Here is a 17,949-nt window from a genome sequence, read left to right on the forward strand (position 1 = left end):
ATGGATACCCACAACTTAGCATGCATAATGAATTTGCCTTAATCACCACAATCGCTGCCAGCCTTGGTTTAGCTTTAATCCTTGGCTATGTAGCTGCAAAACTACGCATGCCACCGCTGGTTGGCTATCTGATTGCAGGCATTATCTTAGGTCCTAGTACCCCTGGCTTTGTGGCGGATATCGGGCTCGCATCACAGCTTTCCGAGATTGGCGTCATGCTACTGATGTTTGGTGTGGGCCTGCATTTTTCCCTGAATGACCTATTGGCGGTCAAACGCATCGCCATCCCAGGCGCTTTGGTACAAATCATCGTCGCCACTGCGATGGGGATGTTCACCGCGCTTTATTGGGGCTGGAATATTGGTGGGGCACTGGTATTTGGACTTTCGCTCTCTGTCGCTAGTACTGTGGTATTGCTCAAAGCGCTTGAATCACGCGGCGTGCTGGAATCAATCAACGGGCAGATTGCAATCGGCTGGCTGATTGTTGAAGACCTGATCATGGTGCTAGTGCTGGTATTACTGCCAGCACTAGCAGGTTTATTGGGCGGCAATTTAGCGCCTTCAGAGCATGCAGCAACGACTAGCATCTGGATAACATTGGGCATCACCCTAGCCAAAGTCAGCACATTTATCATCTTGATGCTGGTAGTCGGACGCAAAGCCTTCCCTAAATTATTATGGCTGGTAGCACGTACAGGCTCACGCGAATTATTTACTTTGTGTGTACTGGCTGCCGCTGTAGGCGTGGCTTATGGCTCGTCTAAACTGTTTGATGTGTCATTCGCCCTGGGCGCATTTTTCGCAGGCATGATGATGCGCGAGTCTGAGTTCAGCCATCGCGCCGCTGAAGAGTCGCTGCCATTGCGTGACGCTTTTTCTGTGCTGTTTTTCGTGTCTGTCGGCATGTTGTTTGACCCAAAGATATTGGTAGATGAACCACTCAGGGTACTCATGGTGGCAGCTATCATCATGATAGGTAAAACGCTGGCGGCGATTGGGCTGGTGATTGCTTTCCGTTACCCTTTGAACACCGCCTTAACAGTAGGCGCCAGCTTGGCGCAGATTGGCGAATTCTCTTTCATTCTGGCTGGCATGGGCTTGTCTCTTGGGCTGTTACCCGCCGAGGGGCAAAGCCTGATATTAGCTGGTGCACTCATCTCGATCGGGTTCAACTCGCTGATTTTCAAATCTATCGCGCCAGTGCAGGCATTCTTACGTAAGCGCTCACCAGTAGCGCGCAAACTGGAGTTGCGGGATGACCCATTGGCACAATTGCCTATGTCCGTTGATCAAAAACATCTCACTGGACAAGTGGTCATCGTCGGCTATGGCCGCGTTGGCAGGCGCATCGGTGATGAGTTAGCCGCCAAAAACATTTCATACGTAGTGGCTGAATCAAACCGTCAAATCGTAGAAAAAATACGTCAAGAAGGCATCAATGCCGTGTCTGGCGATGCAGCAGATCCAGCCGTATTGATACAAGCTCATATTACGCGTGCGAGTCTGTTGGTCGTGGCGACCAACAACACGGTAGATGTGAGAAAAATGGTAGAAACTGCGCGTCTGCTCAATCCTGAAATTGAAGTAGTGTTACGCGCCTATAGCGAAGCTGAATCCGCATTGCTAGAGAAAGACATGCTGGGCAAAGTATTTGTCGGCAAGCGTGAACTGGCATTAGGCATGACTAAACACATATTGGATCGAATGGGCGTTGCTCAAACTTAGTTGGTGCTGATTCAAGCCACTATTACATATAGCCTCTAGCACTTTCGGCTAAGTTTCTCATCATTGAAGTATTAAGAAATACACGAATTTACTATGTCTCTTAAGTCTGCCGTACCGCTTTTAAAAAATGTCAATTTCGTCAACTTGCTGCTATTCCGTCTGCTGATTGTATTTTCGTACCAAACGGTTGCCGTCGTCGTCGGTTGGCATATCTACCAGATTACGCATAACCCATTTTCACTGGGTCTGATTGGCCTAGCCGAGGTGATTCCGTATATCTGCACTGCGTTATTTGCTGGTTACGCCATCGACCACCATTCGAGACGCATGTTTGGAGTGTTTGCCAGCCTGGTTTTAATGCTGAATGCCTTGGTATTGGCAGCCGTTGCCCATGGTTACATTGGGAGTGATTCATCCATCTGGATTTATTGCTCCATTGCTTGTGTAGGCTTGGCGCGCGCATTCATTGGGCCGACCTACAGCTCGCTTTTTGCACTGGTTGTAAAACGTGAGGAGTTTGGCAGAGCCGCCAGCATTGGTAGCTCGGTATTACAAACAGGCTTGGTACTAGGGCCAGCTTTAGGCGGGCTGCTAGTCGCTTACACCAGCATCAGTGTGGCTTATCTGGTGGCAGCGGCATTCGGTGTTTCTGCTGGGCTAGCATTGCTATTTTTAAGGGTGGCTGAGCCGCCGCCTGCAGAAAGCTCGCCTGTATTTGCCAGCATTGCACAAGGCTTACGCTTTGTAGCAGGGAATCAGGTTGTATTAGGCGCACAGGCCTTGGATATGTTCGCCGTATTATTTGGCGGTGCAGTCGCCATGCTGCCTGCGTTTATCCACGATATATACCATTATGGCGTTGAAGGCTTAGGCATATTGCGTGCTGCCCCCGCGCTAGGGGCTATCTGTATGGGATTATTGCTTACGCGCTACCCCATCAACAAAAATGCAGGGCGCATTTTACTGATCGCAGTAGCAGGCTTTGGGGTATGCATCATACTGTTTGCCTTGACTACGCATTTTTGGATAGCGGCACTCATACTGATGTTCTCTGGGGCTTGTGATGGCGTATCTGTCGTCATCCGTACCACCATCATGCAACTGATGACACCTGACAATATGCGTGGCCGCGTTTCTGCCATTAACGGCATTTTCATCGGCTCTTCAAACGAGCTAGGCGCTTTTGAATCCGGCCTGTCTGCCAAGTTGCTTGGCTTGATTCCATCAGTCATTTTTGGTGGCTTGATGACATTAACTGTCGTTGGTATTACCGCCAAATTAGCGCCCAAACTACGCAAAGTACACTTAAGCGATTTGCATTAAGCGCACTGCGTAATTAAGCCTGAGTAGAGACCGCCAGATTATTGCGCACAGGCATTTCATAGCCATTCGCCGGATCATTCACTGCATCAATAAAGACAGTAGGTGCCCATGAATTCACTTGGCCAAAAATAGTAGCGAATGCCACATCGGCAGCATCACGCCCCGTACCAAGGCGTATTAAACCCTGTGGTGGCGAGATGCCACTTGGGTCAATGATGTACCAACGACCGCTCAAATACACCTCAACATAAGCATGAAAATCACATGCTCCTAGCTCAGGTGCTGCACCGTAATCAATTCCTGTAGCGAAACGCGCTGGTATATTCACCGCACGACACAAGGCGATCATCAAGTGCGCAAAATCTCGGCAAACACCTGCCTGCTCTATCAAGGTATCGACCGCAGATGTTGTACCCTTACTCGCGCCTGATTCAAAAACCGTGCGTTGACGTATCCACTCCGCAATCGCTTGCACACGTGAGAACCCTGGTGCCCATTGACCAAACTCCCTGGCGGCAAACTTGTGCAAACGATCAGACTGGCAGTAACGGCTTGGGTACACATAATGCAAAATCGCCTGCGGAATTTCCGCAATCGGCGACTCACGCAAAGTGGAAGGCTCGGCAATGTAGGCATCAATATCCACGGTAGCGTTGTAACGCACGGTTATTGGCCCAGCATTCGCTTTAAAACGTGCGAAACGGGTGCCGTAAAAGGGCTCTTCATACATATCTACAGGAACCGATTGGCTGATGCTAAAGTCTTCAGTCACTACCGTTTGGTGCGGCGTGTTTGCCGCATGAATGTTCAATATAAAGTCGGCTGGCTGGCCAATCACTTCATATTGCAGGGTGATGCCGAAATTCATTCTAATCATGTGTGATCTACTTTGACAATTGCGTACTTATGGCTAGAGAAAAGCCAGACTGAAACAAATTAACCCCGAACAATTGGTTCGGGGTTAATTAGATGGATTTAGCTAAATCTATGCTACATCTATAAAAAACCAATTACGCCAATTACTTGGCAATGACAGCTTTAAACACTTTTTTCAAGACAAAAGCATATACCGCAGTTTTAATGAGGAATTTCATTTGAGGTCTCCTTGGTGAATGTGTTGCTATTTTATGGCCTGAGATAAAGGAGAATTATCAGGCACAGGCTGATGTTGCTGTAGGAATCAGTATGACAGGGTTTGCTAGGCTAATTGGGGCCAAACTCTAAGGAAGGCAAATAAACTGAAAGTAAACTAGCTGACACGTAGCAGTTTATCTTTAGGCCCATCGGCGACCACTTTGCCGCCATCCAGCGCCACTACACGTTGCACCATGGTGAGCATAGCGGTGCTATGGCTCACGATAATCAGGCTGGCACTGCCTACAATTTCTGGCAAACGCTCCGCTAACAAGCGCTCACCATCTGCATCTAGCCCCAAGCTAGGTTCATCCAGCAAAAGCAATCGATGTGACTGAGCAAATGTACGTGCCAAAGCGATTTTCTGGCGTTGTCCGCCAGAGAGATTGTTACCACGATCAGCAATCGCCATGCTCAGCGTCAAACGACCATTGCTAAGTTCGTCTTCCAAACCCGAAGCCCACAGCGCCTTTTGGAAAGCCTCACTACCTGCCGCTGCGCCAGAAAGTAGGAGATTGCCTTCCAACGTACCTGCAAACAACACAGGTTCTTGTGGCTTATAAGCCAACCACAGTGCGCGCTCTGCCTGCGGGATCGAATGTAAGTCATAACCATCAATCAGGATTTCGCCATCATCAGGTACGCACAGGCCAGCAATCGCTTTTAGTAAAGTACTTTTACCTGCCCCTGGACGACCAAGCAGTGCGACTTTCTCACCGCTGGCTATATTCAGGGCCACGCCTTCCAGTGCATTGGCACGGCCAGGGTAACGTTTGGTCAAACGACGAATCGTGATATCGCCCTTTGCCTGTGTCTTGGTGATTGCGTAAGAAACATGCGATGCTACCTGATCGCTTGAAGTGTATGCTTCCACTTTTTTACCTGCGCTCAACAATTTATCCATACGCTGTGCGGTGCGAGTGAAATCCTCCCACTTGCCTAATACCATATGTAGCGAGGTGACTAGCATCATGGCACGCGAAGCGAGCAAGGAGCAGGCGATTAAACCGCCCACAGAAAGCAAGCGTGCCTCAATCAAATAAGTACCAGCCGCCAATATCGCTACGGTAGTAAAGGTAGACATACTGGCCGCGAGTGTATTGCTATGGCTGGACGACAATCGGCGCATGGCCTCAAGCTCGCTTACAGTATTTGAATGAGCCTGCCAGCCCTTAAACATACTAGCTGCTGCAGGTGCAGTACGCACCACCTCTATGCCTTGCATCACTTCACCAATATAGGCCATCCGGTCTGTGGATTTACGCTCAGCTTCTTTAGTTAAACGTAAAGTACGCTTTTGATTAAGAAAGCCCAATACGGCATAAACTACGGTAAGTAAAACTACAAGTATGGCTAATTGCCAAGCAATCAAGCTAATCGCTAGAAGGTAGAGCAGGTAAAAAGGAATATCAGCAATCGCCAATAAATAAGTAGATGAAACAAAATTGAGCGCGCCTGTTAAATCACGATACAAGGCTAAAAAAGTAGCGACGCCACCTGTTGGAATATCACCTTCAGCGAGCAAACGGTGCCAGAGGCCATCATCCGTTTTACGGGACATATCAGCAGCCAGCTTCTCCACAGCCCAGCTACGGGTAATGCGCATACCAGAATCAAGCGATATGAAAATGAGCATGCCAATAACCAGCGCCCACAAGGTTTCAAACACCCCGTTACTGACTACTTTGTCATAAACCAGCATTGAAAATAAAGGTAGTAAAAGCTGGCCTGAATTAATCAGAAAACTGGCAACGCCGATTTCAGCCCATTGCTTTTTCAGAAGCTCCCATAACATGGAAAACCCCTCCAGATACTGAGGAGGGGTTGCTGTTGAATTAGTAGAAACAGCTTCTGGCATTATCCCACCCAGTTTAAGTGGGCCAATTGTGTACCAGTGCCACCAGCACCAGACCAAATAGTGTAATCAGTTTCAGTACCACTCACCACAGTGGATGTTGAAGACTGCGTACCTGCCAGGGTAATACTGAAGCTATCTTCAGACCCATGAATCAGGGTCAGGGTTGAACCTGTGCCCGCCCCTACCACAGCCTGGATACTAGCAGCATCGACTGAGAACGATGTTGCTACTGGGGTGGCATCGCCTTGGATACTGATGGTTTCCATATTAGTGACGATATTATTGATATTGGTCAGGGTAGAAAGTGCATAGGTAGGCGTAGCTGCAACGGTAAACCCGCTAAGAATCAAGGTATCAGTGCCTGCGCCGCCATCCACACTCTTAAAGATATTACTGGCAGTTACTGAGCCTAAAATGGTGTCGTTGCCCAAACCACCTGTTACAGTATCGACGCCAAGACGTGCATCAATCCAATCATTTCCTGCGCCGCCGTCCATATTGTCGTTACCAGCACCCCCTGTGATGCTGTCATTACCATCACCACCGTAAATAACGTCGTTGCCAGTGCCACCTATAATAGTATCGTCGCCAGGGCTTGTACCACCACTGACTGCATCGTCTCCATAAATAGTGTTACCACTGTTACCGCCATAAATCAGATCGTTACCAGCACCACCGTAAATTAGGTTATTGCCCGTATCCGTGCCTGTAGCATCGGCGCCACCATAAATAGTATCTGCGCCAGCACCGCCATAGAGGGTATCAGCGCCGTTATTGCCTGTGATGCTATCATTACCATCACCAGCCCTAATGGTGTTGGCATTACCATCGCCGACCAAGGTATCGTTGAAGTAAGTGCCTATCAGATTAGTAATAGCTGTCAGAGTATCAGTACCAATAGAATTACCCGTTGTGATGGTTGCTATACCACTAGCAAGACTTGCACTAACCGCACCAGTTGAATGGATGAACGTCACAGTATCACTACCGCCGCCACCTATCATTGTGTCATTGCCAGCCATGCCTTCTAAGGTATCGTTACTATTACCACCAGTTAGGATATTGTCATTGGCATCACCAATCAGGAAGCTTGCACCTGTAGTAACCGTCAGATTTTCAATATTATTCAGGCTATCACCGACTGCATCGCCTGTATAAGCCAGAGCGCCTGCGACCGTTGTATCGCCGTTCGCACCAACAGCCGTCATGGTACCTGTACCCGTTAACTGGACATTAACCGCGGTGGTATAACGCGCGGTATCGTTACCAGCACCACCGTCAATAAAGTCAGCACCAGCACCACCTGTGATAGTGTCGTTACCATTGCCGCCGAGTAAGCTATCAGCCCCAGCTCCGCCATCTATCCAGTCATTACCATCGCCACCGTAAATAGTGTCGACACCCGTACCACCGATAATGCTGTCGTTACCAGTCCCTGTACCATCCAGATTGTCGCCATAAATCAGGTTGCCTGAGTTACCACCATAGATGGTGTCATTGCCATCGCCACCATAGAGCGTGTTGCTGGCCGTATCTGTGCCAGTAGCGTCTACACCGCCATATATTAAGTCATTACCTAAGCCACCATTGATGGTGTCGCTACCATTGCTACCAGTCAAAATATTGTTGTTGGCATCGCCTGTGAGGCTATCATTGCCATTAGCGCTGGTCAGGTTTTCGATGTTCGTGACACGACCAGCTACACCATTGACGATACCTGTCGATAAGTCTGCAATCACCTGCGTAGATCCAACGCTATAAATCAGCGTATCAGTACCAGCTCCGCCATCTATAATGCCGCCAGTAGTAGCTGTTGGTAATACCGAGAGCGTAATAGTATCGTTGTTACTGGTGCCTATCAGGTTCTCTATGCTGGTTAATGTGACATTGCCGCTGGTGCTGGTTGCTGTGCCGCCGCCTGTGGCATCCAGCGTAACGGTAATAGCGTTGAGGCCAGCAAAGCTAGCAGTATCAACACCCGTACCGCCATTCAAGGTATCCGCACCGCCTGCACCAATCAGGGTATCGTCACCTGCGCCGCCTGTTAATACGTTGGCAACGGACGAGCCTGTCAAACTATCGTTTCCGCCAGCACTGGTGAGGTTTTCTACATTGGTCAATATGCCATTGACGCCATTGACCACACCAGTAGTCAAATTAGCTACCACTTGAGTTGTACCTACGTTATAGATCACGGTGTCAGTACCAGCACCGCCATCGATCAGGCCGCCTGTGCCAGCTGATGGCAACACGCCCATGGTAAAGGAGTCATTCAGGCTGGTACCAACCAGATTTTCAATACTGAACAAAGTATCGTTACCGCTGGCACTGGTAGCAGTACCATTACCAGTAGCATCCAACACCACGGTAACTGCTGCCAAGCCAGCAAAATTCGCGGTGTCGTTACCCGCATCGCCATACAAAGTATCGTTACCAACGCCGCCAGTTAGGGTATCGTCCCCCGCGCCACCAATTAAGATGTTCGCGTTGTCGTCGCCTGTCAGGTTATCCGCTTGGGCAGAACCTTCTAGGCCTTCGATACTCGTATAGATATCGCCGCTGGCATCGCCTGTATTACTTGCAGGGTTTATCAGAGAAGCTGTCACGCCTACAGTTGAGTAACGATATGACGCAATATCGGTTCCGTTACCACCATCCAGAGAATCAGATCCCGCACCACTCACCAGTGTGTCATTACCTATACCACCAAGCAGAGTATCTGCGGTACCGCCATTGCCCACCAGCAAGTCGTCGCCACTACCGCCAGTCAGGATATTATTGTTTCCATCACCAACTAGCGTATCGTTAAAAGCGGAACCAAGAAGATTTTGGATATTGATATAGCTATCGCCAACTGCATCGCCTGAAACGACAATGCCTGAACCTGTGGGAGCCGTGCCCAATAATGCTGCTACTGCGGCACTGGCATGCGCATAACTGGCCGTATTGTTACCTGTGCCGCCATCCAGCGTATCGGCCCCAGCCATGCCTTCTAGGGTATCGTCACCGATACCGCCAGACAGATAATTGGCCACCGAATTACCGATGAGCAAGTCGTTGTTGTCAGAACCTGTTACATTCTCAATGCTACTGAATTGATCTCCAGCTGCATCACCAGTTTGGGCAACACCCAGCGTGGTGGTTAAGCCACCATATTGATTGTCTGTCAGGTTTACGGTAACGGCTGCTGTCGCACCTGCATAACTTGCTGTATCAGTATTCGCACCGCCAATCAGGGTATCGGCACCTGCTCCACCAATTAGGGTATTGTTTCCAGCGCCACCAATCAGTACGTTACCATTGGCATCGCCAGTCAAGCTATCGTCACCACTACCACCAGTCAGATTCTGTATGGTGCCAGCCACAAAAGTATCCGTAGCAAATCCAGTGATCGTGCCACTATTGGTTAACAGGCTAGCAGTTACCGCCACTGTTGCGCCCGCATAGCTGGCCGTATTGATACCAGTGCCGCCGTCTAGCGTATCGCCGCCAGTTGCCACCGCATTACCAGTGCCTTCCAGCGTATCGTTGCCAGCACCACCGCTGAGGATATTGGCCTGGGTATCGCCAATCAGGCTGTCATTACCTGTACCGCCAGTCAGGTTTTGGATATTAATATAGACATCGCCCGCTGCATTGCCATTATTGATGGCTGAGTTCAGCAGAGATGCAGTGACTGCAGTAGGTGCATGCGCATAAGAAGCAGTGTTGTTGCCAGCGCCACCATCTAGGGTATCAGCACCTGCCATACCTTCCAGCGTGTCGTTGCCTAATCCGCCAGTCAGAGAATTGGCATTCAAGTCGCCAATCAGATAATCGTCATAGGCAGAACCAATGACATTACTAATACCAGAGAACTGGTCGCCAAGTGCATCACCTGTTTGCGCGACCGCGAGTGTTGAGGTCACGCTACCGTAGACATTATCCGTTAAATTGACTGTAACACCCGTGGTACCGCTAGCCGGAACATAACCTGCATAGCTCGCAGTATCAGTGCCGCCACCGCCAATCAAGGTGTCGCTGCCAGCGCCACCTTCCAGCGTATCGTTGCCAAGACCGCCGCTCAATATGTTAGCATTGATGTCACCCGTCAATGTATCGTTGCCGCTACCACCAGTCAGGTTTTCAACATTAGAAAGAATACCAGCCACGGCTGTTGCCAGCGTATTGCCTACCGAAGCAGTTGCAAGGTTGGCATACACGCCACCAGTCGCTGTATAAATCACCGTATCATTACCAGCGCCGCCGTTAATCACGCCGCCATTGGCAGCAATGCCTGTGGGCACATAAGCCACGGTGAAGGTATCGTTACCAGCACTGCCAATCAGGTTTTCAATGCTGGTTAACTGATCGCTGGTGCCATTACTGGTGGCTGTGCCATTACCTGAAATATCCAGCACAACATTCACAGCTGTGGTCAAACGCTCAAAACTTGCGGTATCAGTGCCAGTGCCACCATCCAGAGAGTCGGCACCCACTGCTCCAGTACGATTACTTGCAATCAGGGTATCGTTACCACCACCACCTTGCAGGTTTGCGCCCAAAGTCCCCGTAGTTGCAACCGTGCGATCTCGTGAAACCAAAATATCATTATTAGCTGAACCCACCAGATTTTCGATGCTGGTAAATGTATCAGTGCCAAAACCAGTAATGGTGCCGCTGTTACCCGCCACGCCTGCATAGGTAGAGCTCAGCAAGCTTGCACTCACGCCTGCAGTAGCATGCAGGTAACTTACTGTATCTGTACCAGTGCCGCCATCCAACGTATCACCAACTGTGCCGCCTATGCCTTCAAGGGTGTCGTTACCAACACCGCCTACGATGCTATTGGCATTGAGATCACCAATCAGATAATCGTTAAAACCAGAGCCTGTAATGTTTTCAATGCCTGAGAATTGATCACCAGCGGCATCGCCAGTTTGAGTAACGCCGAGTGTGCTCGTGACGTTGCCTAACTGATTGTCGGTGAGATTGACTGTGACTGCTGCACCTGCACCTGCATAACTGGCAGTGTCTGTGCCACCGCCACCAACCAAGGTGTCGGCACCTGCGCCGCCTTCAAGTGAGTCACTTCCTAAACCACCTGTGAGTATGTTGGCGTTAGCATCGCCGATCAGTGTGTCGTTACCAGAGCCGCCAGTGAGATTCTCTAGATTGCTTAGATATTGAGTAGTAGCCGCACTGCTAGTACCCACTACACCCGTTGCCAGATTAGCATAAAGGGATGTGCTGACATTGTAGGTTAAGGTGTCGTTACCAGAGCCGCCATCAACCACGCCACTCTTTACGCCGCTGACTGTTGAAGGTAAAACGCTCAGCGTAAATGAATCGTTACCGTTACCGCCCGTGAGATTTTCTATGCTGGCTAGCTGATCTGTTAGGCCATTGTTGATGCCCGTCCCATTGCCAGAAGCATCAAGAACGACGGTTACTGCTGAAGTAATCCTTTCAAAGCTGGCAGTATCAATACCAGTGCCACCATCTAGGGTATCTGCACCAGCGCCGCTAAAGCCTATGCCTGCGAGCAAGGTATCGTTACCACTACCTCCAGCAATGCTATCACCCGCATCGGTACTAGCCACTCGATCGCGGTTGATTAAATAATCGTTAAAATTAGAACCTGTAAGATTTTCGATATTGGTCAGCGTATCAGTCGATAAACCAACTATTTTCCCGCTATCGCCAACTACACCGTTATAGGTACTGTTATTCAGGCTGGCAGAAACTGCTGCACTTGCATGAGCATAACTAGCCGTATCATTTCCACCGCCGCCATCCAGCGTATCGCCGCCGCCTATCCCTTCTAACGTGTCATTGCCCAGACCGCCACTAATGCTGTTAGCTGCCGTATTGCCAATCAAGTAATCATCATAGGCGGAGCCTGTGATGTTACTAATGCCTGAAAATTGGTCTCCAGCCGCATCACCCGTCTGTGTAACTCCCAAGCTATTAGTGACGCTGCCATTTTGATTGTCATTTAAATTGACTGTGACACCCGTCGTTCCGCTAGCTGGAACATAACCTGCATAGCTGGCAGTATCTGTGCCACCACCACCAATTAGTGTATCTGCACCAGCAGCACCTTCAAGAATATCGTTGCCCAGACCACCATTGAGCAGATTATTGTTGGCATCACCGATCAAGGTATCGTCACCACTGCCGCCAGTCACAATTTCAATATTGCTCAGCGCACCAGTCAATGCCGTAGCCAATGAAGTACCAACAGCACCAGTAGCTAGATTGGCATAAATCGTACTACTCACATTATAAGTAACTGTATCTATACCACTTCCACCATCAATAGCGCCACCATTGGCGAGACTGCCTGTGGGCACATAGGCAACCGTAAACGAGTCATTGCCCGTACCACCGACCAGATTTTCTATGCTGACAAGTTGGTCAGTAGCACCATTGCTGGTAGCAGTACCATTACCAGAAGCATCAAGTGCTACCGTAACTGCGGTACTTAAACGCTGGAAACTTGCTGTGTCAACGCCCGATCCACCGTCCAGAGTGTCACCTACAGTAGTACTAGTTCGTGTGCTTGCAACGAGCGTGTCGTTACCCAATCCACCCTGGAGACTACTGCCGATAGTAGTTGCGGCCGTGCGATCTCGTGCAGACAGGGTGTCAGCAAAAGCAGAACCTGTAAGATTTTCAATATTGACAAAAGTATCAGCACCAAAGCCTGTGATTTGGCCAGAGTTAGTGTTAAGGCTTGCACTCACTGCTGCAGTAGCATGTAGGTAACTGACTGTATCTGTACCAGTGCCGCCATCCAATATATCCCCAACTGTACCCCCTATCCCTTCAAGGGTATCGCTGCCAGCACCACCTACGATACTATTGGCATTAAGGTCACCAATTAAATAATCGTTAAAACCAGAGCCCGTAATATTTTCAATACCAGAGAATTGATCACCTGCCGCATCGCCAGTTTGAAGTGCGTTAGAAAGTGTATTGGTGACATTGCCTAATTGATTGTCAGTAAGGTTAACAGTGACAGCTGCGCCTGCGCCTGCATAACTGGCAGTATCTGTGCCACCGCCACCAACCAAGGTGTCAGCACCTGCGCCGCCTTCAAGTGAGTCACTTCCTAAACCACCTGTGAGCAGGTTGGCGTTGGCGTCACCGATCAGTGTGTCATTTGCACTTCCACCAGTCAGATTTTCTACGTTGCTGAGGATTCCAGAAACCGCTGTTGCTAAAGAATTACCGACGGCTCCTGTAGCCAGGTTAGCGTATACACTGGTTGATACGCTATAGGTCACCGTATCAATACCTGTACCGCCATTGATCACGCCACCATTGGCAGCGCTTCCAGTAGGGATAGCAGCCACACTAAATGTATCATCGCCGCTACCGCCAATCAGATTTTCTATACTATTAAGTTGTTGCGCACTTCCATTGCTTGATGCTGTGCCATTACCCGAGGCGTTCAATACCACATTAACCGCATTGGTAAAACGCTCAAAGCTGGCAGTATCAACACCAGTGCCACCGTCTAAGGTATCCGACCCAGCACCGCCAATTCCAATACCAGCAATCAAGGTATCGTTACCAGCACCACCAGCAATGCTGTCACCAGCATCTGTATTTGATACTTGATCACGGTTAATCAGATAATCATTAAAGTTTGAGCCCGTGAGATTTTCGATATTGCTCAGCGTATCAGTCGATAAGCCAACAATCTTGCCTGTATTGCCAGTAACGCTGTTATAAGTGCTGGTGTTTAAACTTGCGGTGACTGCTGCGCCAGCATGGGCATAACTAGCCGTATCATTACCTGTACCGCCATCGAGAGTATCGCCGCCGCCTACACCTTCCAGAGTGTCATTACCTTGACCACCAGCAATACTGTTGGCTGCAGTATTGCCTATCAGGTAGTCGTCATAGGCAGAACCCAAAATATTGCTAATACCAGAGAACAAATCACCCAGTGCGTCACCTGTCTGCTGAACATTTAAGGTATTCGTTGGGGTATTACCAAAGACGTTATCGGTTAAATTGACTGTGACCCCAGTTGTTCCACTAGCTGGTGCATAACCGGCATAGCTGGCAGTATCTGTGCCGCCACCGCCGATTAGCGTATCTCCCGCTGCACCACCTTCAAGAATATCATTGCCGCTACCACCATTTAATAGGTTCGTGCCTGTATTACCGATAAGGGTGTCATCACCGCTACCACCAGTAATATTTTCGATGTTATAGAGATATTGTGTAGTAGCGGCACTGCTTGTACCAACCACGCCTGTTGCCAGATTGGCATAAAGTGAAGTGCCAACGTTATAAATAACAGTATCTGTACCAGCTCCACCATCTACTACACCGCTTTTTACGGTGCTGGCGGTAGTGGGCAACACGCCCAAGGTAAACGAGTCATTGCCTGTACCACCTGTCAGATTTTCTATGCCGGTTAATACATCATTACCATTGGCACCCGTGATTGATGCAGTGCCCGAACCAGCATTGTTTAATACTACCGTAACAGCAGCCGAAAGCCTTTCAAAGCTGAGCGTATCAATGCCAGTGCCGCCATCGATCGAATCATTGCCTGAACCACTGGCCTTGGCACCAGCTACTATGGTGTCATTGCCAGCGCCGCCAACTATTGAATCCCCCGAGCTGCCAGCAGTGCGGTCACGATTGATCAGGTAATCGTCAAAAGCAGAACCAGTAAGATTTTCAATACTGGTAAAGGTATCCTGACCAAACCCTGTCACAGTACCAGTATTGCCAGTGACTGAATTGTAAACCACATTCGCTAGCAAGCTCGCTTGCACACCAGCGGTAGCATTGGCATAGCTGGCCGTATCACTGCCATCGCCACCATCAAGAGTATCACCGACTACTCCTGCAATTCCTTCAAGCGTATCGTTGCCAGCACCAGCCTGCAATAAGTTGGCAGCCGAGCTACCAGTAATGCTGTCGCTGTAAGCTGTACCTACCACATTTTGGATGCGAATCAGGGTATCGTTACCAACCGAGCCGCCGCCTATACCATCTTGTGAGAAAGGCGCATCTGCCGCTGTGCCATAATTAACGGTAGCCCCATCAAATACCGTGGTATTACCAGTATCAAGATTAACCACTACCCCATTAGTCGCTGCTGCGAAATTTGCAGTATTGGTGCCAGTGCCGCCATCAAGTGTGTCGCTACCACCTAAACCCTGCAGCGTATCGTTGCCATCACCGCCACGCAGAATATTGGAACTGTTATTGCCAGTGAGAACATCGTTATTGGCACTACCTGTCAGGTTTTGAATATTGATGAAAGTGTCGGTAGCAAAGCCAGTAATTGTGCCTGTGTTGGTTGTGAGGCTCGCATTGACTGCTGCAGTGGCATGAAGATAGGTAACAGTATTGTTGCTGATACCAGTATCTACACCGCCGTTCATGGTGTCTCCACCAGTGGCGATTGAGTTACCAATACCTTCAAGTGTGTCGTTACCGTCACCACCGTTCAGAAGATTGGCACTGCTGTTACCAATCAAGTAATCATCAAAACTTGAACCAGTGACATTTTCGATGCTATTAAACTGATTATTGAGTGCATCGCCAACCTGAGTGACAGCCAGTGTGTTATTGACAAACCCCTCAGTATTGTCATTTAAATTGACCACTACGGCAGAGGTAGATGTAGCATAACTTGCTGTATCGGTGCCATTGCCACCTCTTAACGTATCTGCGCCCCCACCGCCTATTAACGTATCGTTACCAGCTCCGCCCGATAATAGGTTGGCATTAACGTCACCTGTCAGCAGGTCGTTAAATGATGAGCCTTCCAAATTTTCAATACTGCTATATACATCTGAACCCAAGCCACCAGCAATATTGCCTGTATTGGTGACCAAGCTTGCTGTAACAGCTGCGTCTGCATGAGCATAACTGGCAGTGTCGCTACCGTTACCACCGTTTAATGTATTGTTGCCACCCATTCCTTCGAGGGTGTCATTTCCATCACCGCCGCTTAGAATATTATTATTGGCATCGCCAATCAGCTTGTCGTTAAAAGCGGAACCTTGCAGGTTTTGAATATTGATATAGACGTCACCTGCCGCATCGCCTGTAGGAGTGACGTCTGAAAGTGTGGTTAAAGTCGCTACTACGCCAACACCCACATTGCTGACAACACCTGCATGGGCATAACTGGCTGTATTATTACCTGCTCCACCATCCAGCGTGTCATTACCTGCCATGCCTTCCAGCGTGTCATCACCATCACCACCTGCCAGATAATTCGCAGCAGCATCGCCTATGATTAAATCGTTATAAGCAGAGCCGGTAACATTTTCAACACTGTTGAAAACATCATTAAGTGCCTCTCCAACTTGAGGCGTAGTCAGCAGATTGGTAATGTTGTTGCTATTGGTCGATGTGTTATAGACATTATCAGTAAGATTCACTGTGACTGCAGAGCCTGCATTGACGTAAGTCGCTGTATCGGTGCCAGCACCTCCAATCAATGTATCCCCGCCCAAGCCGCCTTCAAGTAAATCATTACCTGTACCGCCATCCAGATAATCGTTACCTACGCCACCACGCAGGGTATCGTTACCTGCATCGCCATATACCGTGTCATTTCCAGAGCCAGCAACCACCAAATCATAACCAGCGCCCGCGTGAATCTCCTGCCCACCTGCAGCGCCGTATATGTCGTAGCCTACGCCTCTGGCTGGCAAGACATAGATGGGGTTACCACTAGAATCAACCAAGGCAAAATCAGCTGGGGAATTTGTCTCGCGATAGCTGAAATAGAAGCTTTTAAATAAATCGAGCGGAATTACGCCAGCATCACCCTGCACGTTTACCTGTAATGGAAACGGGTTTGATGTATTTGCTGGAATAGTCGTTCCGTCTAAAGCCAGCGAGTAAGTAATAGCGAGGTTTATACCAGAGGCTAAAGTCGTCGGATCACCAGTCAATGTCCAAGTATTTGCTGCTGTTTGAGTAATCCCCGGGCCACTAATATTGAATGTAAACCCTAAGCTACCTGGCACTGATAAGGTGATGCTATTGATGGTTGTAAATCCAGCTATAGCAAGATTTAAGGTTTTTTCCCAGCTACCCGGGTCGTTATTCGCAAATGCAGCATTTTCATTAATCGTTGAATTATTGGCTGCAGTAATGACTTCTCTGGTGCCTTGTGCTGATGCAGAAGAATCACGGGAACCGATTGGTGTGTCAGCCCTGAAAGATGGATCAACCTTGTACTCTTCAGCCACATAAAAATTGCCTGTAATTGCAGGGATACCAATTTTGATGTCGCCAATATCCTGTACCTTGGTACCAACACGATAAGCTGTAGGTTGAGATATGCTAGGTGGTACTACAGTATCGAGATTTTCAGTATCGAAACGGCCTCCACCAGATTTACCAATCGCACCTGAGTTAGTAATCGCTGACGCTTTTGGCAAGGGAGCAGGGGGCGCGCTTGTACTAGTAGATAAATCATTGAGTGAAAGAATTAACGATGTAATGTCGCTATCTGACTCACCAGCAAAAGCCAGCTTGGTATCAATATTCTCACTGATAATACGCAAATTACCCGCATCGGCGGCATCAATATGGCCTACCTGTTTGAAAAGATCATCCGTACTGGCACTGAAGCTATCTGAAAACTCCACTTTGTGTGGTGAGCCTGTAATCGCATCCAACGCGCCATTGGGGATAACGATATAAGTACCGTCAGCAAAACCCAGCACCAGATCAACGTCTGCTACATCTACAGATTTAAGCGCGCCATGGCTTTCTTTCAGATGGATGATGTTGTCAGCGCCTGGTTGCACACGAATCACCTTACCAACGATATTATGTTTTTCGTTGGTAACTTGGCGATGCTCAGTTAATGCGGGCTGGTTAATGGCCATAATCGTGTGCTCCTGACAGTGGATGCTAGCTACTACA

At 48.9% G+C, this 17,949-nt stretch carries 5 protein-coding genes; 2 read left to right on the plus strand and 3 right to left on the minus strand.

Annotated elements, in window-relative coordinates; genetic code table 11:
* Positions 1-20 precede the first annotated feature (20 nt).
* Both ybaL and ZMTM_RS13220 read left to right on the plus strand, forming a co-directional pair.
* On the plus strand, positions 21-1,727 hold the full coding sequence (ybaL, locus tag ZMTM_RS13215) for a YbaL family putative K(+) efflux transporter (RefSeq protein WP_221764288.1): 1,707 nt from the start codon (positions 21-23) through the stop codon (positions 1,725-1,727).
* A 93-nt stretch (positions 1,728-1,820) separates the two neighbouring features.
* Positions 1,821-3,050: an MFS transporter gene (locus tag ZMTM_RS13220; protein WP_221764289.1), complete on the plus strand. Its 1,230-nt coding sequence runs from the start codon at positions 1,821-1,823 to the stop codon at positions 3,048-3,050.
* Between the two features lie 13 nt (positions 3,051-3,063).
* Here ZMTM_RS13220 and ZMTM_RS13225 read toward each other — a convergent pair whose 3' ends face one another.
* The 3 genes from ZMTM_RS13225 to ZMTM_RS13235 form a co-directional block, all read right to left on the minus strand.
* Complete coding sequence (locus ZMTM_RS13225; protein ID WP_221764290.1) at positions 3,064-3,927, minus strand: transglutaminase-like domain-containing protein; 864 nt, start codon at positions 3,925-3,927, stop codon at positions 3,064-3,066.
* Between the two features lie 372 nt (positions 3,928-4,299).
* Positions 4,300-5,979 carry a peptidase domain-containing ABC transporter gene (locus ZMTM_RS13230; protein WP_221764291.1) on the minus strand — a complete coding sequence of 560 codons (1,680 nt, stop codon included), beginning with the start codon at positions 5,977-5,979 and terminating at the stop codon, positions 4,300-4,302.
* Between the two features lie 62 nt (positions 5,980-6,041).
* Positions 6,042-17,912: a calcium-binding protein gene (locus ZMTM_RS13235; RefSeq protein ID WP_221764292.1), complete on the minus strand. Its 11,871-nt coding sequence runs from the start codon at positions 17,910-17,912 to the stop codon at positions 6,042-6,044.
* Between the last annotated feature and the right edge of the window lie 37 nt (positions 17,913-17,949).

It is taken from the genome of Methyloradius palustris, from assembly GCF_019703875.1.
Classification (GTDB): domain Bacteria; phylum Pseudomonadota; class Gammaproteobacteria; order Burkholderiales; family Methylophilaceae; genus Methyloradius; species Methyloradius palustris.

Coding starts and splice junctions, on each gene's coding strand:
- ybaL (WP_221764288.1), top strand. CDS start 21: ATGCATAATGAATTTGCCTTAATCACCACAATCGCTGCCAGCCTTGGT.
- ZMTM_RS13220 (WP_221764289.1), top strand. CDS start 1,821: ATGTCTCTTAAGTCTGCCGTACCGCTTTTAAAAAATGTCAATTTCGTC.
- ZMTM_RS13225 (WP_221764290.1), bottom strand. CDS start 3,927: ATGATTAGAATGAATTTCGGCATCACCCTGCAATATGAAGTGATTGGC.
- ZMTM_RS13230 (WP_221764291.1), bottom strand. CDS start 5,979: ATGTTATGGGAGCTTCTGAAAAAGCAATGGGCTGAAATCGGCGTTGCC.
- ZMTM_RS13235 (WP_221764292.1), bottom strand. CDS start 17,912: ATGGCCATTAACCAGCCCGCATTAACTGAGCATCGCCAAGTTACCAAC.